Here is a 25,869-nt window from a genome sequence, read left to right as displayed (position 1 = left end):
CAATAAAGAATAAATCTTAAATAAAGACTTCACCTTCTAGGAGGAGTTTATGATCCAGAAAACTTCCTTACATGCTTATATCGGAATTGCTCTTATATCTAACCTTCTAATCGGTTGTGCTCAATTACAAAAAGTTGATTTAAAAAAAGTAAAAGAAAAGATCGAGGATCTAGACAGACCATCCTTCATCTTGGAAAAAGTTTCCATTGCAGAGATCAATCTATCCGAGATCAGACTAAGAGTGGATTCGAAAGTAAAAAATCCTTATCCGATCGCTTTACCTGCGACCAATCTGGAAATGAATATCCTGATTGAAGGGCAACAATTCACGAAGGCAAAAACCAAAATTCCAACCGTAGGTGGGAATTCCAACAAACCAGTTCCGGTAGATTTAACATTTGCATATAATGATCTGGCAGAACTTTACAAAAAAGTTCCAGGAAAGATCGACTTAATAGTCAAAGTGCAGGGAGTCGTTTCACTTCCTATCCCGGAAAAATACAGATCCATCGTAGGTGCCGCATCACTCGACTTTCCGTTTGAAGAAGAAAGAAAAATCCCCGCAGTTCTCCCCGACATAGAGATCCGAAATTTCAAAATTATCAAACCTGATCCTTCGACTATCTTAAGTTCCGCAGGCACAGAAGATTTGGCAAAAAAGGCCACAACATTCTTAGACACATTACTCAGCCCTCAGAAAAAATCCCCAGGTTCGGCTGTCGCTGCAGGTTTATCATCACTCGACTTAAAAGTGGACACGGAATTCCAGATTATCTTGAAAAACAGAGCCACATCTAGATTACAATTTTCTGAATTTGAATTTGAACTCACACTCGAAAAAGAAAAATTCTTAACAGGCCAGCCAGTTCGGATCGAAAACCAAGGACAAGAATCTATTCTAAGCGTCCGCACTTCCTTCCCACTTGGGACAGTGACCCAAGGAATTGCAAACGCAGTCTCCAAAAGATCGGCAGCATTTCGACTTAACGGAAAAGCAACTACCGAATCCCCCGAGATCGGAACAGGTCCGGTTCCATTCAAGTTCGACAAGTCCGGCTCTTTTAGCTGGAACTAAGGACTTGGCACCCGGCTCCGCTACGATCCGTTGCTCTTTAAATATCTATAATATATTATAAATATTTAATTAATAATTCTAAGATATAAATTCCTCCCGGAACAAAATTTCATCCGATCCGTTTTGATATTGTTTTCATCCAAATACTTTTGAATTCTTCTATCAATGTATAACTGTGCCCTGACTTGATCAATTACAGATGAATTCCCAAGCTTCAAATACTTTCCAGTTTCAATCTCTGCTTCTTCTAATTCTTCAGGAAAATCGAAACTATTTTCCTGAAGAAAACCAATAAACCCTCTGAAACTTTTCCCGGCATTTTCGTATTTCACCGCAAAACATTTCCGTCGGACATTATTCTTTAATAAATACTGGTCCAAACGATTTCGGATACAATTCGATTCGTAAACCAATTCCTCTTCTTTACATTCAAACCCATAACCGAAAATTTTTCTTCTAAACACCAAAACCACATGCATAAAAAAATTCCCTTAAACGAAAAAAGTTTGGAGGATCTTTCTCTCCGTGTTCCGAGAAATATTCTTAAACTGAAAATAGCATTCTTTGATCGGAATTTCTAATGCTCTGAAGGTTTTACGATGGTCCATCAAAACTGAAACACAAGCTGCAAAAGAGAGCAATCTCCATGTAATCTTGAAAAGAAATCGAGTGACCGGGTTTGTAAGTCGGATCTTAAAAAAAGTACAATGAAAGATCAGATGTTTTTCTTCATCTTCTGCGATGTGTAAAAGCGCGTTCTTTACCGAACCGAATGGGATCTTCTCCGCGATCTTCTTATAAAAGCAGATCCCGATTACTTCTGCGACAAGCAATACCATCAGTTTCAGTCTGGTTCCCAAAAGTCTCCTACCAAAATGAAAAAGTTTTTCAGTCCAGTTGCTTTGGATCAGTTCTCCTCTTAACGCACGAACGCAGTCCCCTAATATACGTGCGTGTCTACCTTCTTCCTTTACAAAAAGTTTAAGCGCTTCTCTATAATTTGGATCCACTCCATAAATATGTATATGATCTATATCTTTAGCGATTCGACCCTCTCCGGCCTCTCCTAACTGAAAGATCGCTAGAGATTTAGCCACAGGGAGTCGTTTTTGAGGAATAAAACCTATAACTTGTTCTTTAACGATTGGATAAGGACGATCCGCATTCTTTCTGAAATGTTTGGCCCAATTCCCCCAAAGAAAGCCTCGGTCCCGTTTTTGAAGATGAGTCCATAATAAATTTCTAATTCTTTTCTTGCCAAAAAGATTCATCACTAATGTTAAACTTATAATCTTAAGATCTAAGATAAAACTTCTTCTTTTAAGATAAGAAAGATCGAAACAAATAGAATATTTGGATCCTCTTCCTGAATACAATTGAGAAAGTCCCGTAATCCCAGGACGAACGGACCATCTTCTGTCTAAACCTTCTACTCCCCAACCTAACCGTTCAATATCATACTCGGTCAGGGGTCTTGGCCCAACAATACTCATATCTCCTTTTAAGATATTCCAGATCTGAGGAAGTTCATCCAAACCGGTACTTCTCAAAAAAGAACCGATCTTCGTAGGAGCTCCATCTTTTAATGTTCTGAACTTCCAGATCCGAAATAGTTTCTTTCCTAATCCCACCCTTTCTTGAAAAAAGAAAGCCGGACCGGGATCAAATACAGAGATCAGCAGAAAGATCCCAAGTAAAACCGGGGAAAATACGATAAGCGCTATTACGGCCAAAAAAAATTCTAAAATTCGTTTCATGGATGGAAGAATATCTAATTTTCAAAAACAAACCCACCTTTCGAGTGCAGTTCGCCAAGCACTCAAGTGCTTGACCTCAACATTCTTCTTATCCTAAAATTCCGAGAATACATGAAAGCCGAACCTCTCAAGATACTAGTTGCAGAAGACAATCTGAAGCTCAGAAAAGCGATGATCTCCGGCTTGGAAGGATCCGGAAAAATAAAATCGGTATTCGATTGTGACTCGGGAGAAGAGGCGATCCGCTATTGTTTAGAAGGGGATGTAGATGTTCTCCTTTTAGATGTAAGGCTTGCTGGAAAATTGAATGGAATAGAAACCATCATCTCCATTCGGAAGGAATTCCCACGTAAACCTGTAGTCATCTATTCCATCCAAGACAGCGACGAGTATTTTAGGACTTTCAGAAGTTCGGGAATTTTAAGTCATTATGCATACGTCCGAAAATCAAATTATCTTCTTCCTCAGATGGTAGCTCCACTCATTCGATTGGCTTACGATGGAAAAAGTTTTATAGATCCGGAAATCGAATCCAGAGTTACAGAAGTCAGAGAGAAGGACGAAAACTCTCCTCTTGCAGTATTAGAACCAAACGAAAGATCGGTAGCTGAAATGTTAGCCAAAGGATTTAGTAACGAACAAATAGCACAACATTTCGGGTTCAAAGACAAAAGAACGATCAGCAGAATTAACGGTCAAATTTACTCTGCCTGGGGATTAAACGAAACAAACGCCGACGAAAAAGTGGCCCGCACAAGAGCAGCACTGATCGTATTATCCAATCGATTTTTAGAATGGGAAGAAAACGAAAAAATTTTTTATAGGAATTCTTCAGGCGAAAGAATTCCATGGATGCCTAACTTTGAAGATAGATCTTGAAATATTAATCTGCTCTGTTTTCATCTTTCTTTCCACAAATTTATTTTGGTTAGGATCAACTACCGGAACGAATCTGGAAAAGAAAAATGCTGCCGCATATTTTAGTATTTTTACTTTAATTGTGTCTTCCTTGCTATTCTCTTTTTCCGCTATCCTGGGTCAAAACGGGTTTATCGTAGTATCTTCTTATCCTATCTTATATTTTTTTCCGGGGCTGATCTTACTAATACTCATACCGTTCGGATGGTTTGTGGTAATCGTCTGGTTTTTTGGATTTTTAAGAAGAAGGGGGATCTTCCTAGTATTCTTTTATATTTTATCCTTTTGCCAATTGGTTGCAATTTCCATTCTGCTTATCTATAATCCGGGAAAAACATGGAATATCAGTTTATTTGAATATTGGAAATCTGTTCCGTTCTCTTTCAAATTCGCTTATTTGATCTATATATTTGTATGTATTTCCCTTTCCTTGATTTGTTTATTTCTATTTAAAATTTCAGATAATAGCCTTTCCGAACTTGGAAGGCAAAAGGCAGTTCCATTTTTAAAACTTATCGGATTTTCTTTATTTGGAGTTGTCTTATTGGTTTCCATTCTATTCGTAGGAGACGAATTCGGAATTATAGAAAATCCGATCCTAAAAGCGGAAAAGGAACCTGAATATTTTTATGGATTCCTGCTCAGTATTCAACTACTGATCTGTATTTCTATTTTAATTTTAGGCTGGGCATTAACATCCTACGAAATACTCACAGGAAGGATATTACCTAAGATCAGTTTAAAACAAGAATGGAAAAATTCAGTTTATACTTCTTTTGTTCTTTCCGCTTTATACTTTCTTTTCGCAAAATTAGGATATCCTAGAGCTGAAATACCTATCATATTCTCTTATTCCTTCTTTCTCTCTCGATTTTTTACACTACAAAAAAATAAACAGATAAGTTCTAACCAAAACGAAGTATTAAAAAAGATTTTATCTTCCGGTTCCGTAAAACTTTCTTTCGGGTATTTATGCAAAGATGTATTAGAAGCCTCCAAAGCTGCTTTGGTTTTCCAAGGAAAAATCCCCTATATCTCCGATACAAATATCTATTATCCGGAAAGCATTTCTGCAGAAACATTTGATTTTTCTAAAATAGATCCGGAAAACCCGGATATTCAATACTTAGATAAGAACCAGTTCTCCGGGTTTGTAATTCGAGTAAAAATTGAAAGCGTTCTTTCCGGAGATGCATATTTGATCTTGGGCCAAAAAGAGAACGGAGGATTATTCGCAGAAGAAGAAATTGAGATCGCAAAGATTACAGGAAACTGGTTAGTTCATTCTTTATTTTTAGAAGAAACTGGAAATATTTTAGAAGAACTACAAAGAAAGAAGCTACAAGAGCAAAGAATTTCCGACCAAAAAACTAGACAGATCCTTCATGATGAAATACTTCCTGAAATCCATTCTCTTATCTTAGAGATCTCCAATGAGAAACCAGGAAGTCTTAATTCTCACCATGCAAATTCTCTTACAGAACTTCATAAAAGAATCTCTTCTTTATTGAGAGAAATGTCGGATACAGGTTTGGAAATCTCCAGGCTGGGCTTAATTCCAATACTACAAAAACTGCAGGATTCCGAAGCTAAAGATTCCAATTTAATTTGGGAAATAGATCAAAATACAAAATCCCAAACAGAAAACTATCCTCCGGAAGTACAGGAAGTTTTGTATTATGCCTTCCGAGAATCCCTACGTAATGCAGTAAAATATTCAGGAGAATTAAAATCGAGTATCGTGATCCAAATTCAATACAAGACCGGGTTATTTATCCAGATCAAAAATAAAATAGGAAATGATCTTATATCAGTACGTTCCTCCGGACAAGGATTGAAAATACACAGTGCGTTGTTGAGAATCTTTCACGGTTCTTTGACATTAGAGTTTCCTAGTTCCCAAGAAGCCTTGATCCGGATCCTTCTTCCCCCACCACCACAGATTTAAACCTAAGATTGATATTTAACAAGGTTCGATACAAAAGTTAATCGTAAAAATCGACTTGCTAGAATGATTTTCATTTCAATGATGCGCTTAAGTCGGAATCTAATAAATAAAACACAGTGAACGTTTGTTCAAACAATAAGTTAGTCGGAGTTAGGAAACCATGCAGTCGCAAAATAAAAAGGAAAAATCGATCTCTATCGCAATCGTAGGAACGGGTTTTGGCGGATTATGTGCTGCAATTCAACTTAAGAAAAACGGATTCAATAATTTCGTAATTTACGAAAAATCGAATTCAGTTGGAGGAACTTGGAGAGAAAATACTTATCCGGGAGCTGCATGCGATGTTCCTTCTCATCTTTATTCTTTTTCTTTCGAGCCGAATTCTAACTGGCCTAGAAAATATTCCGCTCAGCCCGAGATACTTTCCTATTTAAAACATTGCGCCGAAAAATACGGGATACTTCCTCATATTCGTTTCGGGACCGAGATCAAAGCCGCCGATTGGGATGATTCTTCCAGAACTTGGAAGATCAAAACTTCTCAAAATGAAACATTAGAGCATAACGTTTTTATTTCTGCTGTGGGACAATTGAATCGCCCCGCTCTTCCTTCTATCAAAGGTTTGGAAAGTTTTAAAGGTAGGATATTTCACTCTGCAAATTGGGATCCTTCTTATAATTTTTCAGGGAAGAAGGTAGCGGCAATAGGAACCGGTGCGAGCGCAATTCAGTTCATTCCTCAAATCATAAACCAAGGAGCAGACGTAACCGTTTTTCAAAGAACGGCGCCTTGGGTAGTTTCTAAACCGGATCGTAAATATTTCAACTTTGAAAAGTTCTTATTTAAGTATCTTCCCGGCTATAGGTTACTGCATAGATTCCAGATCTATATTTGGAACGAGATCAGAATGATCGCATTCCAAAAGAATAATCATGCAAATAAGATCGTAAAATGGATGAGCCTTTTTCATATGAAAAAATTTATCAAGGATCCGGAACTTCGCAAGATCCTAACTCCAGATTATCCTGCAGGATGTAAACGTATCCTTCTTTCCAACGACTATTATGAAGCATTAGCAAAACCGAATACAAAAGTCCTTTCTGAATCCATCAAAGAGGCTATTGCGGAAGGAATAGTTACTAAAGATGGTCTTAAAAAATTCGACGCGATCGTTTTTGGGACTGGATTTAAGGCAACCGAGTTTCTCTCTCCTATGAAAGTAAAGGGAACCAAAAACCAAGATCTAAATGAAGTTTGGAAGAATGGTGCAGAAGCTTATCTAGGAATAACTGTAGCAGGTTTCCCGAATTTTTATATTTTATACGGACCGAACACGAATTTGGCTCATAATTCTATCGTATACATGATCGAAGCCCAGGTTCGTTATCTAATTTCTGCTTTAAATGAAATGGATAAGAATGGGATCAAAGCATTGATCCCTAAGGTTCGCAGTATGCAAAATTACAATACTTCTTTGAATAAAAAATTTGATAAATTCGTTTGGGACACTGGATGTACGAATTGGTATATAAATGCTTCCGGTAAGAACACAAACAATTGGCCCGGTCATACTTACGAATATTCTTATCGAACTAAAAAGATCGATCTGTCTGATTATGAAATTCTCTCTGCTTGAAAAATAGATATTGAATTCGAGTGGCTCTGAAGAAGAGAGCCACATCTTTATTTTACAACAGGCGGCGGTAATGTCATTCCCGTATACGCGCACTCGATCACGGACAAGATAAATTTTTTCATATCTTCTTTCTTCTTTTGAGGTTTTATTCTCCCTTCCAAAAAAAGCATCGCGATTCCATGTATCATAGACCAAGACGCCACAGTCTTCTCGCGTGTTTGTCCAGGCTTAATCGCCCCCAACCTTTGGCCCATACGTATAATTTCATGCAACTGCCGATATGTTCTTCTAGAAACTGCAGACAATGTCGGATGTAAATTTATATCAATACCGCCGAACATGATCCTAGCAAATTGTTGATTGTTTAAAATGAACTGAATGTAAGTCCAACCAAGAGCATGAAAACGTCCCAGAAAATTGTTTTCCGTCTTTTCAAGTTCCTTCTGATACTCAGAGAAATATTTCTGAAATCCTCTTTCTGAAATTGCAGCAAGCAGTGCGTTCTTGTTTTCGAAGTGATGGTAAGAGGCCGCATGACTGACACCCGCAAGTGCAGCTACTTTTCGTAAGGAGATTTCTTCGAGAGGGGTTGTCTTTAATAACTCAGTACCCGCGGATATAAGATCTTCCCTGACAGTGACCTTGTCCTTTTTAAAAGGCCTTCCCGGTCCCTGCTGCTGGCGGCGTTTCTTATTTACGGACATACTAACGATTCTTAGCATTTCTAATTTTTTGCAAGAACATATTTACCAATGGTAATTTATCTCTTGAATCCTATGTAATTTATATTACCATTGGTAAATAATACCTTCAATATAGAATTCAGCGGAGAATTGTATTATGGAAAAAGCCTTTCAAACCATAAATATCGGAAAGTTTACACTTCCAAACCGATTTGTAATGGGATCTATGCACCTCGGACTCGAGGGCAAAACTGGAACCGCAGAAAGAATGGCCGCATTCTATGGAAAACGTTTTGAAGGCGGCGTCGGACTTATAGTGACCGGTGGAATTAGCGTGAACGAGGAAGGAAGGGGATCCAAACACTTCTTCAATATACAAAATGAAGAACATGCATCCGAACTAAAGAAGATGAATGATCTTCTGAATGGCCGCGGAACTATGTGCGCGCAACTTTTTCACGCGGGACGTTATGCGTTCGATAGAAATTGCGTAGGCCCTTCTGCCATTCGCGCTCCCATCAATAGATATATTCCTAGAGCTCTCACTGAAGAAGAATGTTGGAAAACCGCAGAAGATTTTGGGACCTCAGCAAAGCTCGCAAAAGAAACAGGATTTGGAGCAGTGGAAATTATGGGCAGCGAAGGATATCTCATTAACCAATTCTTCTCTCCTGTCACAAATCATAGAGACGATCATTTTGGAGGAGATTCCAAAAGACGAATGAACATGGCCGTCGAAGTTCTACGTGCAGTTGTAAAAAATTTACCGGAAGGTTTTCCTATAATTTTCAGAATGTCTGGAATTGATCTCATTCCGGGAAATCCTACTTTTGAAGAAGTATGTATTCTTGCTCAAACACTAAAGCAGGAAGGTGTATCCGCTTTAAATATTGGGATCGGATGGCATGAATCAAGGATCCCAACTATCAGCCAATTAGTTCCAAGAGGTGCCTGGGCAAACATTGCAGGACGGATCAAAGAAAAAACGCCTGGTATTCCTATCATCGCATCCAACAGAGTAAACGATCCGATGACTGTACAAAGAATTTTTGATAACAACCAAGCAGATATAATTTCTATGGCGAGGCCATTTCTCGCAGATCCGTTTATCGTAAAAAAGATCCAGACAGGTATGTCAGATCGGATCAACACTTGTATCGCATGCAACCAATCCTGTTTGGATCATGCTTTCATAGATAAATCGGTTTCCTGCCTAGTCAATCCACAAGCTGTCAATGAGTTGGAATACAAAAAAGATCCTACAGTGAAACCGCAAAAAGTTGTGGTGATCGGATCTGGGCCGGGAGGCCTGGAAGCAGCAAGGGCAAGCGCTTCTTTTGGTCACGAAGTTATCTTGTTAGAAAAAGCGGATCAATTAGGAGGACAATTCCAGCTTGCTTCTAATATTCCAGGCAAATCCGAATTCAAAGAGACGATCCGTTATTTTAGAAACGAACTTCCTGCACTCGGTGTTGATATTCGTTTAAATACAAATTGTGATCTAAAGCTACTTGAAGAATTAAATCCGGATGCGATCATATTTGCAACCGGTGTTAAACCAAGAGAATTTACACTACCTGGTATTCATAATCTTCCGGTCGGAAATTACACAGAGTATCTAACCGGTAAATTCAAAGCAGGAAAAAAAGTGGCTGTGATCGGCGGAGGCGGGATCGGCGTTGATGTGGCTCATAAACTGACCGAAGAACACGATCCAAATATAGAATCTTATTCAAAAAAATATAATATCGATTCGTATACGAACGCTGTTATCCAACCTCACGAATCGGAAAGAGAAGTTGCGATTTTTAGAAGAAGCGGAAAACATGGTGCCGGCTTGGGACCTACTACTTTTTGGGCTCTCAAACAGGAATTAGAAGCATCCGGAGTAGAATTCTTTCAGGGACTCAACTACAAGGAAATCACTAAAGACGGCCTAAAGATAATAATGAAGAATGGAGAAGAAGTTCTTTATCCTTGCGATTCACTCATCCTTTGTGTGGGACAGGAAAAAGAAAGTTCTCTCTATGAAACTTATAAATCTTTATATCCTCAAAAGCAAATATTCGTTATCGGAGGAGCAAAGGACTCCAAAGGAATTGATGCAGAGAGAGCGTTTCTGGAAGGATTGAATGCTGCTTACAGTATTGGAAAAGAAAACAAAGTCGCGGCAACCACATAGATAACAAGGGAATATATGATAGCTAATAATTATTTTACAGATGATGAAGATTTAAAACTGTTTTTCGAACATTTGATTGATTGGGCTTCAATCGTAAAATCAACGGAAGGCGAAGAATTTTTCGAACACGAACTTTATAAGAAAACAAATAACCCAAGATACGAAATGGCTCCTTCTAGTGTCGAAGAAGCTGTAGAATTGTACAGATCGAGCCTTGAATCCTTGGGCGAATTTTTCGGAAAAGATGTTTCTCAACTTTCTAGCATCATGGATAAGAAGCACCTACGTTACGAAAATGGAAAGGTAATCTTCCCGGACGAAACTACATCGATATACGAAAAATTCCGGGACACAGGGCTCATGCCCTTCTCCATCTCGAGAGAAGCAGGAGGACTCGGACTGCCGGGAACCATGAGCGCATTTTACGGAATGATCATGGCTAGAGCTGATGTATCTTTTTGTATGACAGTCGCTCTACTGAATCTAGCACAGATCGTCTCTAGATACGGAACAGAAGAGCAGATAGAAAATTTCGCAGCAAAAGCGGCGACCGGCGAAACTCTTTTTGCAATGTCTCTTACCGAACCGGATTTCGGATCCGATCTAAATAACGTCAGAACAACCGCAGTAAAGATGGAAGACGGACATTACCGTTTGAATGGAACGAAACGTTTTATATCCCAAGGTTGTGGACTCGGTCCTTATCCATCTAGTTTATTGACTCTCGCTCGAACAGGGAACGGAGGAGCTCGAGGCCTATCGGTATTCCTGGTAAAAAGTGAAGACGTAACGGTTGCAGGAATTGAAACAAAAATGGGAATTCATGCATCACCTACCTGCGAGATCGTATATGAAAATAGTTATGGTGAACTCTTAGGGCAAGAAGGGCTCGGTCTCACTCGATACACTACAGGCATGACAAATTTTATGAGACTCGGAAGTGCCGCTTGTGGTCCGGGAAGTGCAGCCGGAGCATATTTTGAATCTAAAAAGTATGCGGAAGAAAGACAACAGTTCGGAAAATCGATCGGTGAGATTCCTGCAGTTGCAGAAATGCTTCATAAAATCCAACGAGAAGTTAACGCGATGAGACTCCTCACATTTGAAACGGCGCGTGTGGTAGACATGTACCAACACCACCAGATCCGTTTAGAAAAGGCGCATAAAGAAGATAGAGAGATCCGAAAAGACGAAAGAGTAAAAAAATGGGGAAATCTTGCTACAGTACTTACACCTATCTCTAAGTATTATTGTTCAGAAGAAGGGCATAAATGTGCTGGCCTTGCCATTCAAATCCATGGTGGAGCCGGCTACACTGAAGATTATGATGTAGCTAGAATATTTAGGGACTCTAGGATTAATACGATCTACGAAGGAACAAGTCAGATCCACGTTAGAATTGCAGTCGGCGCAATCGTAGCAGGAATGAGTGGAGAAGGAAATTTCAAAAAATATCTGGAATCGATTAAATCGGAAATAGAATCACCTTCTAAATTCCTAAATGAACAATCCCAGATATTCGAAGATGCAATTGCAAAATTTAAATCAATCGAAGACGATCAAGCGAAAGAAAGGGTCGCAGAAAATCTAATGATCATTACTTCGAGATATCTATGCAGTATGCTGTATGAGAAAGCTTTGATCAAACTAAAACAAAACAACCAATTCGATCGTTGGTCAAAAGATTGTAGGGCATATCTAATCGATAGCACGGCAATTTCAAAAGCATGCATCTATAGAATAGAAAATGCTGTATAGAACCTTAAGATTACTTTAGGAACTTAGGGATAAAAGAAGTCTTCTCGGGATAAAACTGAGAAGCAAGTAAGAAGATAAAAATACTTACTGCAATTCCTATAGATGCAAGAAGTACATCCTTACCTACTTTGCGGAATGTTTCCAAATAAGGAGCATCCCTGTAGGTAAGGAAATTTAACATAATTTCCCTTCCTGCTAACATCCCGAGGAATACCCAAGTAGTGGACATCGGCATATTACTGATCTTTTGGAACAATATTAGAATACTTGCATATACCAAGTCGACAATAGTGGCTGCCTTGGACCATTGGATGTCGGACTTTTCCGTAACGATCTCTTGGATAGTTCCACCGTTGGTATACAAGATGATACCAAGAGCACCTATTAGAATGGAGACTGCTCCTGCAAGTTCCATCCAATTCAATTGTCTAGGAAGATATACAACTATATTTGCAGCGTCTTGAGCAAGCCAAGCAGCCCATAAAAATAAAGTGGAAAACCATTGTAAGATCGCCCATTTTCTTTCGGTCCTTGGATCGGGCATATGATCGTCATAATATTCTTTCGGATCAATTTTTACTAGAATTCCCCAGACAACCAATGCAGTGATAAATGCGATCATGTATCCTAAAAAGGATTTGGTCAGCATCTTCTCTATATTCTGTCCGCCGAATAATCCTAAGATCAAAAAAGTAGTAGAGATCGGAGATTTCATCCGAGTGATTACTACTAGAACGATAGGCGCAATCAATTGTAGAAAATTATATTCTGCAGGAGGTGTAAAATTATCCAGCCTGTGAAAATGAACTTCTCCGCTTCCTGACCACCAAGCGTATCCGAACACCAAAGCAAGAAGTCCACCTAAGGCCGCAAGTTTTGGAAACCAATGCACTGACTTTTTACTTTCAATAAAGGTCCCTACGGTTTGAACAGCGTCGTTGCCGGCCACAGAAAACGCGGAGATACAAAATGCGAACCAGCCTAAAATATAGGAAGAAATCCCTAAATAATACCCGACACTCATGAACGTAAAGGACAGAAATACCAGTATATAAAACCGGATCTGATCCTTAAAAGAGGGATGTTGGAAATCGATTTGATTCATGAGGCACCCAAACTGGGTTTTCGCTTATTTAGAATGAATTTAGTATAGAAAAAAAGGGGAAGCCCAAATGGTCAAGGTGTATCGGCCCATATTTAGGTGCGGGAAAGGGCTAAAAACAAAAACGGGCCTCGTTGAGACCCGCCCTTACAAAAACTCAGAGTCTTTAATTCTACTCTAAGTAATGTTTGCTGTATCTTGCTTCGATGTCCTTGATATCGAATATAATGAAGAAGTCGGTAGTCTTGAAAACTGCGTCCAATGCTGGAATTCCGCAGATCGTTGATCCGGCTCTAATATACCCCTTAATCAATGCAGGGATCCTTTTAGAAACTTCTTTTATATCTTCAGGAGAATAGTTTTGATCGAAACCTTCCATCTCGAATCCTGGAAGAGGTTTTACATCGAAAGCTTCTCCAGCAAGAGCTTGTTTATCTTTCAAAAACGCGTAAACGTCGTTTGCAGATTGAGCATCAGTGCTATGAACGGAACCACAACCGAAAAGATATCCGATATTGTTCTTCTTCATGTATTGGGCAAGCCCGCCCCAAAGAAGAGAAATTACTGATCCGTCTCTGTATTCAGGATGAACGCAACTGCGTCCGATCTCTGCAGGTTCTCTTTCTAATTCGTAAATTTTAGTAATATCGAATTCATTGTCGGAATAAAATCCTAGATTTGCCTTTGCGACACTTCTTCGTAGGATACGATAAGTTCCGACGATCATATCATCTCTGTTCTTATCCACTACGATAAGATGGTCGCAAAATAAATCGTATTCGTCTCTGTCTTTACGAGTAGCTGCGGATTGGGGTAGACCTTCTCCCAACTCTAGATTGAACACGTCATAACGAAGAGCTAGAGTTCTTTCGATCTCGAGTTGGTTCTCTGCGATCCTTACTTCAAGCTTACGTTCTACTTTTTGCTTTTTTTGGACTGTTCCTGATCCCATTGTCGTCCTTCTTTTCCTTGTTAGGATGCTTCTATCTATCACCCTAAATGGTTACAGTCGGATTACGCTGGAAAGAAATTCCGATGACTGGCCTGGCCGATTATCCTGCCATTCTGCGGAGAGAGGTCAGTTTTTTGACATAATCGAGGAGAAATCCCTTACCTTTTACGTCGATTTGGGTGAATTGGAGCCCGAAAAGGCCCTGTGCTTCCTTGGAGGCGCTCAAGTGTTTGATCTTGCCTAATGCTTTAAATGGTTTGTATCCGGGGAGAGAAACCACAATTTCCACGCTAGAATGAATATCGCATCCATCAAATTTATGAGGAACACGAACCGCAATCCCTCCTTCGCTAACATCCTGGGCGATGAGAATATCTAAAAAACCGTTTCCCATCAATTGGAGTTGAACTGGTTGTTTAGGGAAGGGGACTACCCTCACCTGTTTTCTTTTCTCCATCCGAGGACCCTCCGGATATTAAGAATAATGGCCAAACCTATATTATAAATGGATAAGACGGGAGAACAAAACAGTTTTCTTTCGAAAAATAATCGCGTAACACTCGTTCAAAATAGTGCTAAGTATTTAGCCCCAACTCTGCCTCTGCACCTTCTACCAGAGAAAGTTTATATGTGGAGAGTATCTTGGAAACCTTCTTCTCAAACTTACGATTGAATACGAAGAAGTTCAAAGATTTTTCCAAAAAGAAAATCATCTCTATAGGTTTCCATTCGATCACTCCTCGTTTTGCATCTACGATTTTTCCATGTTGTAATAACGTTGAGATGGCTCGGATAGAATGTTTCGGGAAGGTTGTCCTCAAAGCCTGATAAAGCGCCTTAGAGTCCGCTTCTAAAAAGTGGAATTTACGGGAGAAGAGTACTGCATCGTGAAAATATTCCGGACGGATCACTGCTCCATTTAAGCGAAGTGATATGATCAAAAATCCGATTAAGTCAGACATCTCAGGAAAAATTCCAAGTCCTGGCACATCTTGGCCAGGATACAAACGTGTCGAATCTCTTCCTTCCTGTTTCGGATGACGTGTCTGGAGCCAATTCACAACCAGATATTTTTCTTTGAAAAAGTAATCGTTAAGGCGTATCCGATATTCTTGGATACTCAAACGTAGATGTACTAAAATTTCGTTCTGAAAAGTGAGAATGAGTTTTTGGTAAGTATCGTCGCTTCCGGAAAGATCTAGTTGGAAAGAATCATATCCTCTTTTTTTGAGTTCTGCGAGAACTCCCGTGATCTCAAAAAGTTCCCAAACACTTTCCTTAGTCAAAGAGTGGAATAGAACTCCGGATTGTGCGACATGAGAGTCTACGGCTGCACATAAAAAGTCATCGTATACAAAATCGAAAAAACGCGGATTATTGTATGCAACCTTACCCATCTATTCTTTCGCTTTCTTTACAGTCTGGCAGGTTTCTTCCTTTTTTCAAGGAAATAAATCCGGTCACCAAACTAACTGAGAAATATCAAAGTATAGATCTGAAGTTTGAATACGCTTTCAAAACCTGGTTAGCAGCTTCTGTCTGAGGGTAATGTCCTATTCCTGGAAGTTCGTACACTTTCGCATCAGGTCTCATCTCTCTCAATCGATCCACCACATGTCTTCCGCTCACAGGATCTTCCAAACCATCTGCCAACGCGTACGGGATCGGGCAATCGAGTACGGCTCCCACCCATCTATCTCTGAAAATTTTTCTTTCTCTCATGTATCTTATCAATTTATGATAGATCGCTTTTCCTCCTCCATTGTTTACACATTCCCAAAAGCCATCTAACTCCTCTCGGTTCGGCTTAGTATTCGGTCCGAATACTTCTGAAAAACTTTTTTGAAAGGAGGTTTTGTTCACCAAACGAGAGAATAAAAATCCCAAAGGTCCGTTTAATAATTTCTGGACTGCTCTTGGTCTATGAGTCTCCGGAAAGATCCCACCATTTAGGAAGAATACTGACTCTAAGTCCGGACCACCGATCCTTTGGCCGGATAACTTCTCCCTAAATCTTGCGACCAATTCTTGTGCGACTGTATCTCCCAGATCGTGGGCGAGAATATGCACTTTTTTGATTCCTTGTTCTTGTAGGAAATACTCGGCCTGATCCGCATATTCAAAAATAGAATAATGTCCGTCTTTAGGTTTTTCGGAAAAGCCAAAGCCTAAATAATCTAAGGTCAAAACTTTGTACTGATGAGTAAGAGTTTCCCATACATCTTTCCAATCCCAGGAAGAAGTGGGAAATCCATGTAAGAGAAGAAGCGCTTCTCCTTCTCCGCCTGTCCGATAGAATAGTTTCCTTTTTTTCCATTCAAAGAAAGCTCCCGATGCCTTCCAGGCCAAAGGGTGTGTTCTCCAAAGCGGCTCCGACATAGATTCCTCCCAAAGAGGCAATATTGTACCTCCTACTTTCGGAATGGGAAGTGCAAAATCGATATAGCGCAGGAAATTTCAGTCCATCGCATCCAGAAGGTTGGATAGAAAAACTTTTCTTTCTTTGCCTTCCGGAAATCTACCAAGCCCGGCACCCATATTATCTTTGAGATGAGATAACTTAGAAGTTGCAGGGATTGCACATGTCACTGCCGGATGAGAAAGAATATATTTTAAGAATGCCTGAGCAAAGGAAAAGCAATCCCATTCTTTAAAATATTCAGGCAATATTTTACCTTTTGTATTTCTAAAAAGCCCACCCTCTTCGAAGGGACGATTGATCAGTACTGCGATCCCGTGTTCTTGGGCAAAAGGTAAAATTCTATTTTCTGCTTCTCTTGTTTGGATAGAATAAGGTATCTGCAAGAAGTCCGGCTTTTCTTTTTCGGAGATACGTTCCATCTCTGCGAAAGCGGAAGTAGTAAAATGAGTTAGGCCAATGTATTGGATCCTACCTTTTTCTCGTAAGCCTTTCAATGTTTTGAGATGAGTTTGTGTATCTAGTAAATTATGGATTTGGAATAGATCAATCTTATCCGCATTCATTTTTTTGAAAGAAGATTCGATCTGTGATTTTCCGGCCGCTTCTCCTCGGATCCAAACTTTGGTGGCTAAGAAAAATTTTTTTCTTTCCGCGTCTGAAAAGTTTTTGGATAAAGTCCCGAAAATCTCCTCGGAACGACCATACATAGGAGAAGAATCAACTACACCTCCGCCGATATGTAGGAACTCCGACAAAACTTCTTTTAAAGGAGCTAAAGAAGAAGGATCCGGGTCCACATCTAAAGTTTGCCAAGTACCTAAACCGATTGCAGGAATTTCTTCTCCAGTCTTTGGGATCTTACGTTTTAACATTTTAGAGGCTCCGGACGTTTGAGAGAATAACGGAGAAGTCAAATTCTCCGAAAGACCTATACCCGCAGCGGATAACGCCAAAAGTTTCAGGAACTTTTTTCTGGAATAAGAGCTTTCCATTAAGTTCTCCCTAAGCGGCCGAATTTTAAGGGCAGTTTCCCTTAAGACTCAACTAAAAATTAATGAGCCTCATCCCAGTTTTGTCCGAATTTTCCTTCTACCTTGATCGGAACATCCAGGGGAAGCGCGTTCTCCATCAGTCTCTTACAAACTTTCAAGAACTCTTCCTTCTCCGATCTATACACTTCGAATACTAATTCGTCATGTACTTGGAGTAGAAGTTTGGACTTCCATTTTCTTTTTTCGATCTCGTCTTGGATCTGGATCATCGCGATCTTGATCATGTCTGCACAGGTACCTTGGATAGGAGTGTTGATTGCTACCCTTTTGGCCCCTTCTTTTGCCTGGCGATGTGTGGATGTAATATCCGGAACAGGTCTCCTCCTACCTTTCATGGTCTCTACATAACCCTTCTCTTCGCAGAAGGCGATCGTATCGTCCATATACTTTTGGACACCCGGATACTGAGTCAGATATCGATCTATAAAACTTTTGGCCTCTTCTCTGGAGATCCTGAGATTACGGCTAAGACCGTAAGGAGTGACCCCATATATTACGGAAAAGTTAACTACCTTTGCCTTGTCCCTCATCTCAGGAGTCACCTTATCTTCCGAAACTCCATAGATGGCGGCCGCTGTCCTTTTATGGATATCGATCCCTTTTTTGTAGGCATCCATCATGGCAGGATCTTTGGAAATATGCGCCATGATCCGGAGTTCTATCTGGGAATAGTCCAAACTTAAGACCTCAAAATCCTTATGACCGGAAATAAAACCTTTTCGGATCAATCTCCCTTCTTTTTCTCGGATCGGAATATTTTGTAAGTTTGGATCCGTCGACGAAAGTCTTCCCGTTGCGGCAATCGTCATGTTATAGCTGGTGTGAATTCTTCCGTCTTTAGGAGAAGCCATACTAGGAAGAGTATCCACATAAGTGGAAATCAACTTTGTATATTTTCTATAATCCAAAAGTTTTTCGATGATTGGATGTTCTCCCAGCAATTCTTCCAAAACTTCATGGTCTGTAGAATAACCGGTCTGTGTCTTCTTGACTACTCTAAGCTGCAACTCATCGAACAATATTTTTTGCAGCTCTTTGGTAGAAGCAATATTGAATTCTTTTCCTGCTGCTCGATAGATCCCTTTTTCCAGATCTTTTACTTCCCTTTGGAAGTCTTTTGAGAGTTCCGCAAAATATTTTGCGTCTACAGCAATCCCAGCCTTCTCCATTTGGGTCAAAACAGGGATCAAAGGTAGATCTATTTCTTTAAATACGCTCTCCAAGCCGGATTGTTTAAGAGACTTACGAAGAACATTATATAATCTTAAAGTGATATCCGCATCTTCTGCAGCGTATTCTGCCACCTTATCCAGGTCCACTTCCCAAAGATTCTTTTTGTTCTTACCTGTTCCTACGAGCTCCGCATAAGTGATCGTTTTATAATTCAGAAGATCTTCTGCAAGATCGTCCATATTAAATCTGCGGCTTTCCGGGGCCAGAATATAGGCCACGATCATCGTATCAAAAACGATATTCACTAATTCGAATCCGTGATTTTGCAGAACGATCAGATCATATTTAATGTTCTGGCCTACTTTAGGTATACTTGGATCTTCTAATATAGGTCCTAATATTTCACGGACTTGATCCAAAGGAAGAAGTTGGTCCTTATTGGTGAATAAGCCTTCTTGCGTATGAGAAACTGGAATATAAAAACCTGTCCCTTCCTGGTTACACAAAGAGATTCCCAAAAGTTCCGCATCAAAAGCGTATTGAGAAGTCGTCTCCGTGTCCACGGAAAGGATAGGAGATTTTTTCCATGCTCTTGCGAGTTTGGTTAATTCCTCAATGCTTTCTACTCGTTTATAAATCCCTTTTTTTGCCGTAGAAGCTTTTGCAGAACCTGCCGGTCCTTCTTCCGGCTCGTCTTTTGGCGGTTCTTTTCCTACAGATTTAGCTAGGTCGCGAGATAAAACATTGTATCCTTGGTTTTTGAGATATTTTATCCCTTCATCCGACGCATAATCAGGAAGTTTTAGATCGTCATCCTTAATTCCCAGATCCAGATCTCTTTTGATAGTAGCCAATGCCCTGGACATGAATGCGTTATCTTTATGCTCTATAAGTTTGTTCTTCAATCCGGGGTTTTTGATCTTTTCTATATTTTTATAAATCCCTTCCAGGTTTTTATATTCTTGGATCAGTTTAGTAGCTCCCTTCTCCCCGATTCCCTTAACTCCAGGAATATTATCAGAAGTATCTCCAACGATCCCCATATAGTCAGGGATCTGTTTTACATCGACACCTAGTTCTTCTTTTACCCAGGAAGAGTCGATTTCCACAAATTCAGTGACTCCCTTTTTCCCCCGAAGCATTTTAATATTCTTTTTTTCTAATAATTGATATAAGTCCTTGTCTCCGGAGAAGATCAGTATCTCTTTTGCGGAAGATTTATAATTTTCGGCAAGAGTACCTATAATATCATCTGCCTCGTGTTTATCTATCTTAAGTATCCTAAAACCTAGAACCTTTAAGGTCTCCATGATCTCATTCAACTGAGGGCGAAGATCTTCCGGCATAGGTTTACGATTCGCTTTATATTCTGCAAATGTAGCCCCTCTTTCCAATGGGCCGCCAGGATCGAATGTCATTGCAACGTGAGTGGGAGCGTAATCTTCGAATAATTTGAATAACATTCTGAAAAATCCGAACACCGCACCGCTTGGCTGCCCTGTTTTGGAATTTTTCAAATTGGAAGCTGCAAAAGCATAATACGCTCTGAATGCGAATGCGTGACCATCTACAATGAGTAATTTTTTCATGCTGCTTCCCCGGATTTCCCTTTCGAGCTGGAATAGATCTCTTCACCCAACAAACTATAATATGCCAGTTCGGTCTTCTTGATGGTATTTTTAACGGAAAATCTTTTTACGGATTCTTTATTAAAAGCTCCCATAGATTTTCGAACTTTAGGATCTTCTAATAGAGTTTTATAAGAAGAAGCAAGAGAGACAGCATCTCCCACTTGAGAAATGAATGCTCCCTTGCCTTCGGTAAGCATTTCTGCGATACCTCCACCATTCGTAGCTACGATCGGCAAACCGGAGGCCATCGCGTCTAAAACGGAAGTCCCGAGTCCTTCTTCTTTGGATGTTAATGTGAAAATATCGAATAAGGAAAGAAGTTCGGAGATATCCGTTCTGAATCCCGTGAAGATCACCTTATCTAAAAGTTTTTTTTCGGATGCGATACGTTCCAGTTCCTTCCGGAGTTCGCCTTCTCCCACGATAAGGACCTTATACTTTTTGTCTGTCTCTACTTTGGACAAAGCATTGAGTAATGTTTTTTGGTCCTTATGATCGACTAATGCGGCAATATTCCCTATGATCAGTTCATCCTTAGAAAAATTGAATTCTTTTCTTAGATAAGAAGTGTCGCTCGCTTTTTTGGAAACACCTAGATCGATCCCACTGTACACGGTCACAACTTTGGCAGGATCTATTCCATCCATAATTAGAATTTCACGGATACGATTAGAGACGCTTAAGTAAAGATCTACTCTGTCGGAAACGTATTTACGTTTGCTGAACCAATTCTTTCTAAGTCTAAAATCCACTCTTCTAGAAACTACAAGTTTCACTTGAGGATGTTTTGCTTTCGCCATCCAAGCAATAGAATGTGCTTTTGCAGTATGAGCATGAATGAGTTTGATCCCTTTGGAAACGATGAGTTCTTGGAGAGCCTTTACGGAACCGAAGTCCCATTCACCTTTTAAAGGAAGAGTAACTGTTGGAAGTCCAACCTCATTAGCGCGGGTCTCTAAAGCGGAGCCCGGTTTACAAAGTATGAGCTGAGGGATTTTGTGTTTTTTTAAACCTTCTGCCAGAAGAAAAAGTTGCCTTTCCCCTCCTCTCCAGCCGGTTTCTGTGTCGATATGAAGAATCACCCGATCAAATTGAGGTTCTGGCTTGAATTCTGCAAGAGTTCCGCCATTTCTTTTTAGGAAAAAGTCCTGGACAAATCGAATTCGCGTTAGCGACAATTAATCCAATATAACGGAGGAGGTTCGGAATGTGTGAACTTTTGGGAATGAGTGCCAATGTTCCTACAGATATTTGCTTTAGTTTCACTGGCCTTGTCCAAAGAGGCGGAAAAACCGGGCCGCATAAAGATGGATGGGGGATCGCATTTTATGAAGGCAAAGGTTGTAGGGTCTTTCAAGATCCTCAGGCAAGTGCAGATTCACAGTTGGCGGAACTTGTCCGTACATTTCCGATCAAAAGTAATTTAGTTATTTCTCATATCCGAAAAGCAAATCGCGGTAAGGTGGACCTAAAGAATACACATCCTTTTGTTCGGGAACTCTGGGGTTATTATTGGACATTCGCTCATAACGGACAATTGAAAGGAGTGAAGAAGGAACCATTAAAAGATTTCGCGCCCGTTGGGACTACCGATAGCGAGTACGCTTTTTGCTGGGTACTTTCTGAATTAAAGAAGAAGTTTAAGACAAGACCTAAAAACGAAGGACAACTCTCGCAAGAGATCCGCAAATTATTATCGAAGCTCGGAAAAAAGGGAGTTTCGAATATTCTAATTTCGGATTCCAAATATTTATACGCATATTGTTCCACAAAACTAGTTTATATCACAAGACATGCTCCGTTTGGAGAAGCCAAACTTATAGATGCAGATCTAAGCATCGACTTTAGTAAACATACCAATCCGAAAGATATAGTTACTGTCTTAGCCACCAGTCCTTTGACCCAAAATGAAATTTGGACCCAATTTTTACCCGGAGAATTTCAAGTATGGAAAGAAGGAAAACAATGGCAAAGATTTTCTCCTGATACTAAATAGAAATTCCTAAAAATGAAAACCGTATTTTAAATCCAAGCCGAATGAATCTCTAGCTTGATCTCTTGCATCTGATTGAGAATAAGTTCGAATATTCAAATCGAATCCGGCAGAATTTTCCCCTTCCCACGCGATCCCTCTCCAATAGGTGTAAGCTAATTGGAAAATGTATTTTGCTCCTAAAAGAGCTAATCTCAGATCATTCCTGCTTCGGACTCCGTCTAGATCATCTTGTTTGCTATGTTGATAATTTGCTAAAAAGGTAATCATTCCAGGATCAGGTTGAGGATAAAAATTAGAATACACAAGAAACAGATTTTTGGAATTCTCAAATTCTTCCTTTCTTTCTAATTCTTCTTTGTGTCCTTTTAATTCAGAAAGAACTAAGATAGAAGTGACCACCATAGTGAATCTTGCCTTTCTGTATTCTTTTGCATGTAGAAGTCCCCAACCTGGAAGAACTGCACTTCTCCATACCAGATCCCAACGAGATCTATCTTTCGTTTCCGAAACGGCACTAGTCTGTTCTTGGGAATAAAGAGATGTAAGTCCAAACAAGAATATACAAAATAAAACGAATTTTTTCACCCAAGTCTTCCTTTTAAGAATAATACTCAAAGTGGACCTTTACGGTCACGAAAAAAAGGAACCTAATAAAATTATAGAATTTCGAATACTTAGTTGCCATATGTAAGCGGACCCAATTTAATCCTACGGACTATCTATGAAAAAAATCTCATCTATTCTTCTATTCTCTTTTTTAATTTTGAGTTCCACTTTTGTTTTCGGATCAGAACCGGAAGACGAGATCAAAATACTGGTTTCTTCCTTAGATTCTTGCAAGGGTTGTGTTTTTATACGGAACGGTTCGGAACATAAACTGGATGAGGCAAAGGCTCACTTACTTAAAAAGTATGATGCAGCCAAAAGTAAGATAAGCAGCACGGAAGATTTTATCAAGGGATTAGCAAGTAAGTCCTCTATCACAGGAACTCCTTATAAGATCAAATTCCCCGACGGAAAGGAAGTAGAATCCGAAAAATGGCTGACCGACAAATTGAATGAGCTGCGCAATCCTCCTGCTATAACTAAACCAAAAAAGAAAAAATAAATTGATCGAAGCGAAAAATCACTTAAACTCCGCTGTTATTATAGAATAGCAGCGTCGAATTAACAGAGAGTTTTATGCGAAAGTATTTATACCTTCTTCCCGTTTCCCTTTTATTTGCCTGCCCCCCTCCTCCCAGCGAAGATCCACTTTCTTCTCTACTATCTACATTAGCATTATCGAATATACAGGTTCCTGCACAATTTACTGTCGTGGATTCTACCAAACAAACCCAGTTAGATGCGGTAGAAGCTACTGCAACCAAGAATTCTACTTGTACTAAACTAGGCGCTTTCTATTGGGAGATCGGAGATGTAAACGGAGCGTATGGATATTCTTCCGTAAACGGTTCTGTGAGTGGATCTACGGTTCTTTTGATTGCTTCCGCTTCTAAATGGATCTGGGGAGCTTATGTTTTAGAGAAGTTAGGAACTCCTCCAACAACTATAGAACAATCGTATCTTAGAATGAGATCCGGTTATGATAATCTGGACGATAATAAATGTAACTTGGCTCTTACAGTAAGTACATGTTTCACGAACGGTCCAGGAAGAGATGGAACAAACAAGAATAACTATTATAATTCGGGTGATCTAAATTATTTTTATTATAACGGTGCTCATTTCCAAGCGTATGCTGCTTTGAATCCAAGCGGTTTAACTCCCGCACTTACAAATTACACACGCACTCAACTTGCAACAGAGATCGGAAACACATTATTCGGGGGATCCAATCCTGGAATAGACTATGCTGTTCCCCAACCTGCAGGAGGAGTTAGGACTTCTGCTTCCGTTTATGCTCAGTTCTTAAGAAGAATATTAAATTCTAACTTAGCGATCCGAACTTACTTAGGCGCCGATCTTGTGCCTACATTACCTTCTGCGCATCCTACCCAAGCAAAATATTCTCCCTTTGTTTTTGAAGATGTACATTACTCATACGGACATTGGGTAGAAGATTCTTCCGGAAATGACTCTGCATTTAGCAGTCCCGGGAAATTCGGATTTTATCCTTGGATAGACCCGACAGTCACTACTTATGGAATAATCGCCAGATATTCCACATCCGGCTTTGCTTATGCAGAATCCGTATATTGCGGAAGGCTTTTACGAAAAGCATTCGCTACCGGAATAGAACAATAGCCTGTACTCCGGCCCGATATCTGTAACGAAAAAGTAATTCTCTCTTCATGGAGTAGATACAAGAATTTAAGATGATCGAAAGTCGATGCTTCCATCGACATATATCAGTTCATATCCTAAAGCCGGTCCCTTTCGAATTTTAGTGGTGACCGAGACATTTCCTCCTGAAATAAATGGAGTCGCCAAGACGCTTCATAGAATGTTGGGCGATCTTTTACAAAGAGGTCACGAGATCATTCTTGTCCGTCCAAAACAAGGGCATAATGATTATGCAACAGCGAGCAACAACTACAGAGAAGTTCTAGTAAGAGGGGCAAAGATCCCATTATACGAAGACCTAAGATTCGGGTTTCCGGAAAAGTATCTATTACGCAGATTAATCGAATTAGAAAAACCTGATATTGTACACGTCGTCACCGAAGGCCCACTCGGCTGGTCGGCAGTCAGAGCTGCCAGACATGTTGGAATTCCAATCATCAGCGATTTTAGGACAAATTTCCACGCATACGCAAAATATTATAAGTTCGGATTCGCAGGAAAACTGGTCCATAATTACCTGAAAGGGCTTCATAACAGGACCCAGATGACTTTGGTCCCTACCGCTCAGATCAGAGAACAGCTGACCGAGCAAGGATATACTAACGTTCAAGTTGTTTCCAGAGGGATCGATTCGGATCTATTCCATCCAGCTCGTAGAAATTCCAAATTAAAAATAGAATGGGGATTAAAACCCTCCGAACTTGGAGTTCTATACGTGGGCAGATTAGCTCCGGAAAAAAATCTAGATCTATTAGTAAGAACATTCCGCAGACTCCAAACCAGAGTTTCAAATGCAAAATTGATCTTAGTGGGAGACGGGCCTTCTAAAGAAAAACTGCAAAAGGAAAATCCTGATTTTATATTCAGAGGAATGAGAAAAGGAAAGGAACTGGCAGAACATTATGCCACGGGAGATCTATTCCTATTCCCAAGCCTCACTGAAACTTTCGGAAACGTGATCGTAGAAGCAATGGCATCCGGACTTCCAATCGTAGCTTACAACTACGCTGCCGCAAACCAACATCTCAAACACGGCAAATCAGCTCTACTCTGCGGTTTCGAAAAAGAAGAAGAATTTATAGAGCAATCCTGCCTTCTAGCTGAAAATAAAAAGTTAGCAGCTCGACTGGGGCTCGCTGCCAGAAAGATCGCAGCTTCCTGTACTTGGGAAGATGTTACCGATTCTTTGGAGATGACTTACTCGAAACTTTCTCTTTCTAAGAAAAAGGCTCCGAAATCTAAGAAGGCGATTAAGTTGAAAGTGCAGATGGCGAGGAGTTAGAAGGGGGAGAATCAAG

The 25,869-nt window shown here is 39.9% G+C and carries 22 protein-coding genes; 10 read left to right on the top strand and 12 right to left on the bottom strand.

What is annotated here, in order from left to right; all coding sequences use genetic code 11:
* Positions 1 to 49: 49 nt before the first annotated feature.
* Positions 50 to 1,075 (top strand): LEA type 2 family protein, encoded by a 1,026-nt coding sequence (locus CH352_RS16995; RefSeq protein WP_100705233.1) that lies wholly within the window; start codon positions 50 to 52, stop codon positions 1,073 to 1,075.
* 65 nt (positions 1,076 to 1,140) lie between these two features.
* Here CH352_RS16995 and CH352_RS19185 read toward each other — a convergent pair whose 3' ends face one another.
* Positions 1,141 to 1,407 (bottom strand): hypothetical protein, encoded by a 267-nt coding sequence (locus CH352_RS19185; RefSeq protein WP_243396200.1) that lies wholly within the window; start codon positions 1,405 to 1,407, stop codon positions 1,141 to 1,143.
* Between the two features lie 159 nt (positions 1,408 to 1,566).
* Positions 1,567 to 2,832 carry a sugar transferase gene (locus tag CH352_RS16985; protein ID WP_100705231.1) on the bottom strand — a complete coding sequence of 422 codons (1,266 nt, stop codon included), beginning with the start codon at positions 2,830 to 2,832 and terminating at the stop codon, positions 1,567 to 1,569.
* Between the two features lie 111 nt (positions 2,833 to 2,943).
* Here CH352_RS16985 and CH352_RS16980 point away from each other — a divergent pair, with 111 nt between their 5' ends.
* From CH352_RS16980 to CH352_RS16970, 3 genes are all read left to right on the top strand, one after another.
* Complete coding sequence (locus CH352_RS16980) at positions 2,944 to 3,711, top strand: response regulator transcription factor (RefSeq protein WP_100705230.1); 768 nt, start codon at positions 2,944 to 2,946, stop codon at positions 3,709 to 3,711.
* Positions 3,695 to 5,698, top strand: a complete 2,004-nt coding sequence (locus CH352_RS16975) for a sensor histidine kinase (RefSeq protein WP_100705229.1) — start codon at positions 3,695 to 3,697, stop codon at positions 5,696 to 5,698. Before CH352_RS16980 ends, CH352_RS16975 begins: the two co-directional genes overlap by 17 nt.
* Before the next feature lie 160 nt (positions 5,699 to 5,858).
* Positions 5,859 to 7,334 carry a flavin-containing monooxygenase gene (locus CH352_RS16970; protein WP_100705228.1) on the top strand — a complete coding sequence of 492 codons (1,476 nt, stop codon included), beginning with the start codon at positions 5,859 to 5,861 and terminating at the stop codon, positions 7,332 to 7,334.
* A 47-nt stretch (positions 7,335 to 7,381) separates the two neighbouring features.
* Here CH352_RS16970 and CH352_RS16965 read toward each other — a convergent pair whose 3' ends face one another.
* Positions 7,382 to 8,038 (bottom strand): TetR/AcrR family transcriptional regulator, encoded by a 657-nt coding sequence (locus CH352_RS16965; protein ID WP_100705227.1) that lies wholly within the window; start codon positions 8,036 to 8,038, stop codon positions 7,382 to 7,384.
* Between the two features lie 136 nt (positions 8,039 to 8,174).
* On the opposite strand from CH352_RS16965, the gene CH352_RS16960 reads away from it, so the two are divergent.
* Both CH352_RS16960 and CH352_RS16955 read left to right on the top strand, forming a co-directional pair.
* Positions 8,175 to 10,199 (top strand): oxidoreductase, encoded by a 2,025-nt coding sequence (locus CH352_RS16960; RefSeq protein WP_100705226.1) that lies wholly within the window; start codon positions 8,175 to 8,177, stop codon positions 10,197 to 10,199.
* Between the two features lie 15 nt (positions 10,200 to 10,214).
* Positions 10,215 to 11,957: an acyl-CoA dehydrogenase family protein gene (locus CH352_RS16955; RefSeq protein WP_100705225.1), complete on the top strand. Its 1,743-nt coding sequence runs from the start codon at positions 10,215 to 10,217 to the stop codon at positions 11,955 to 11,957.
* Between the two features lie 10 nt (positions 11,958 to 11,967).
* Here the strand turns inward: CH352_RS16955 and CH352_RS16950 are convergent, their stop codons facing one another.
* The 8 genes from CH352_RS16950 to CH352_RS16915 form a co-directional block, all read right to left on the bottom strand.
* The gene (locus CH352_RS16950) at positions 11,968 to 13,062 is read right to left on the bottom strand and encodes a hypothetical protein (protein WP_100705224.1); all 1,095 of its coding nucleotides are present in this window, start codon (positions 13,060 to 13,062) and stop codon (positions 11,968 to 11,970) included.
* A 169-nt stretch (positions 13,063 to 13,231) separates the two neighbouring features.
* On the bottom strand, positions 13,232 to 14,011 hold the full coding sequence (locus CH352_RS16945) for a GNAT family N-acetyltransferase (RefSeq protein WP_100705223.1): 780 nt from the start codon (positions 14,009 to 14,011) through the stop codon (positions 13,232 to 13,234).
* A 100-nt stretch (positions 14,012 to 14,111) separates the two neighbouring features.
* On the bottom strand, positions 14,112 to 14,468 hold the full coding sequence (locus CH352_RS16940) for a PilZ domain-containing protein (RefSeq protein WP_100705222.1): 357 nt from the start codon (positions 14,466 to 14,468) through the stop codon (positions 14,112 to 14,114).
* Positions 14,469 to 14,586: 118 nt separating this feature from the next.
* Positions 14,587 to 15,408, bottom strand: coding sequence for a histone deacetylase (locus CH352_RS16935; RefSeq protein ID WP_100705221.1), 822 nt, complete (start codon positions 15,406 to 15,408; stop codon positions 14,587 to 14,589).
* An 85-nt stretch (positions 15,409 to 15,493) separates the two neighbouring features.
* Positions 15,494 to 16,390 carry an alpha/beta fold hydrolase gene (locus tag CH352_RS16930; protein ID WP_100705303.1) on the bottom strand — a complete coding sequence of 299 codons (897 nt, stop codon included), beginning with the start codon at positions 16,388 to 16,390 and terminating at the stop codon, positions 15,494 to 15,496.
* 78 nt (positions 16,391 to 16,468) lie between these two features.
* On the bottom strand, positions 16,469 to 17,425 hold the full coding sequence (locus CH352_RS16925) for an aldo/keto reductase (protein ID WP_100705220.1): 957 nt from the start codon (positions 17,423 to 17,425) through the stop codon (positions 16,469 to 16,471).
* Between the two features lie 59 nt (positions 17,426 to 17,484).
* Positions 17,485 to 20,247, bottom strand: coding sequence for a DNA polymerase I (gene polA, locus CH352_RS16920; RefSeq protein ID WP_100705219.1), 2,763 nt, complete (start codon positions 20,245 to 20,247; stop codon positions 17,485 to 17,487).
* The gene (locus CH352_RS16915) at positions 20,244 to 21,371 is read right to left on the bottom strand and encodes a glycosyltransferase (RefSeq protein ID WP_165780135.1); all 1,128 of its coding nucleotides are present in this window, start codon (positions 21,369 to 21,371) and stop codon (positions 20,244 to 20,246) included. Before CH352_RS16915 ends, polA begins: the two co-directional genes overlap by 4 nt.
* 125 nt (positions 21,372 to 21,496) lie before the next feature.
* Between CH352_RS16915 and CH352_RS16910 the strand changes: the two genes are divergently transcribed.
* Positions 21,497 to 22,285: a class II glutamine amidotransferase gene (locus tag CH352_RS16910; RefSeq protein ID WP_100705217.1), complete on the top strand. Its 789-nt coding sequence runs from the start codon at positions 21,497 to 21,499 to the stop codon at positions 22,283 to 22,285.
* Between the two features lie 6 nt (positions 22,286 to 22,291).
* Here the strand turns inward: CH352_RS16910 and CH352_RS16905 are convergent, their stop codons facing one another.
* Positions 22,292 to 22,870 carry a hypothetical protein gene (locus tag CH352_RS16905; RefSeq protein WP_100705216.1) on the bottom strand — a complete coding sequence of 193 codons (579 nt, stop codon included), beginning with the start codon at positions 22,868 to 22,870 and terminating at the stop codon, positions 22,292 to 22,294.
* A 136-nt stretch (positions 22,871 to 23,006) separates the two neighbouring features.
* Here CH352_RS16905 and CH352_RS16900 point away from each other — a divergent pair, with 136 nt between their 5' ends.
* The 3 genes from CH352_RS16900 to CH352_RS16890 all read left to right on the top strand — a co-directional run bounded on the left by CH352_RS16900 (position 23,007) and on the right by CH352_RS16890 (position 25,853).
* Entirely contained in the window at positions 23,007 to 23,393 is a 387-nt protein-coding gene (locus CH352_RS16900) for a YfeK family protein (protein ID WP_100705215.1), read from the top strand.
* Between the two features lie 74 nt (positions 23,394 to 23,467).
* On the top strand, positions 23,468 to 24,532 hold the full coding sequence (locus CH352_RS16895; RefSeq protein WP_100705214.1) for a hypothetical protein: 1,065 nt from the start codon (positions 23,468 to 23,470) through the stop codon (positions 24,530 to 24,532).
* An 85-nt stretch (positions 24,533 to 24,617) separates the two neighbouring features.
* A complete protein-coding gene (locus CH352_RS16890; RefSeq protein ID WP_100705213.1) occupies positions 24,618 to 25,853 on the top strand; it encodes a glycosyltransferase family 4 protein in 1,236 nt (411 codons plus the stop codon).
* The last annotated feature ends 16 nt before the right edge of the window (positions 25,854 to 25,869 follow it).

Source organism: Leptospira hartskeerlii (assembly GCF_002811475.1).
Taxonomy (GTDB): domain Bacteria; phylum Spirochaetota; class Leptospiria; order Leptospirales; family Leptospiraceae; genus Leptospira_B; species Leptospira_B hartskeerlii.
Note: the sequence above shows the minus strand (reverse complement) of the source record. Positions and strands in the feature narration are given on the sequence as shown.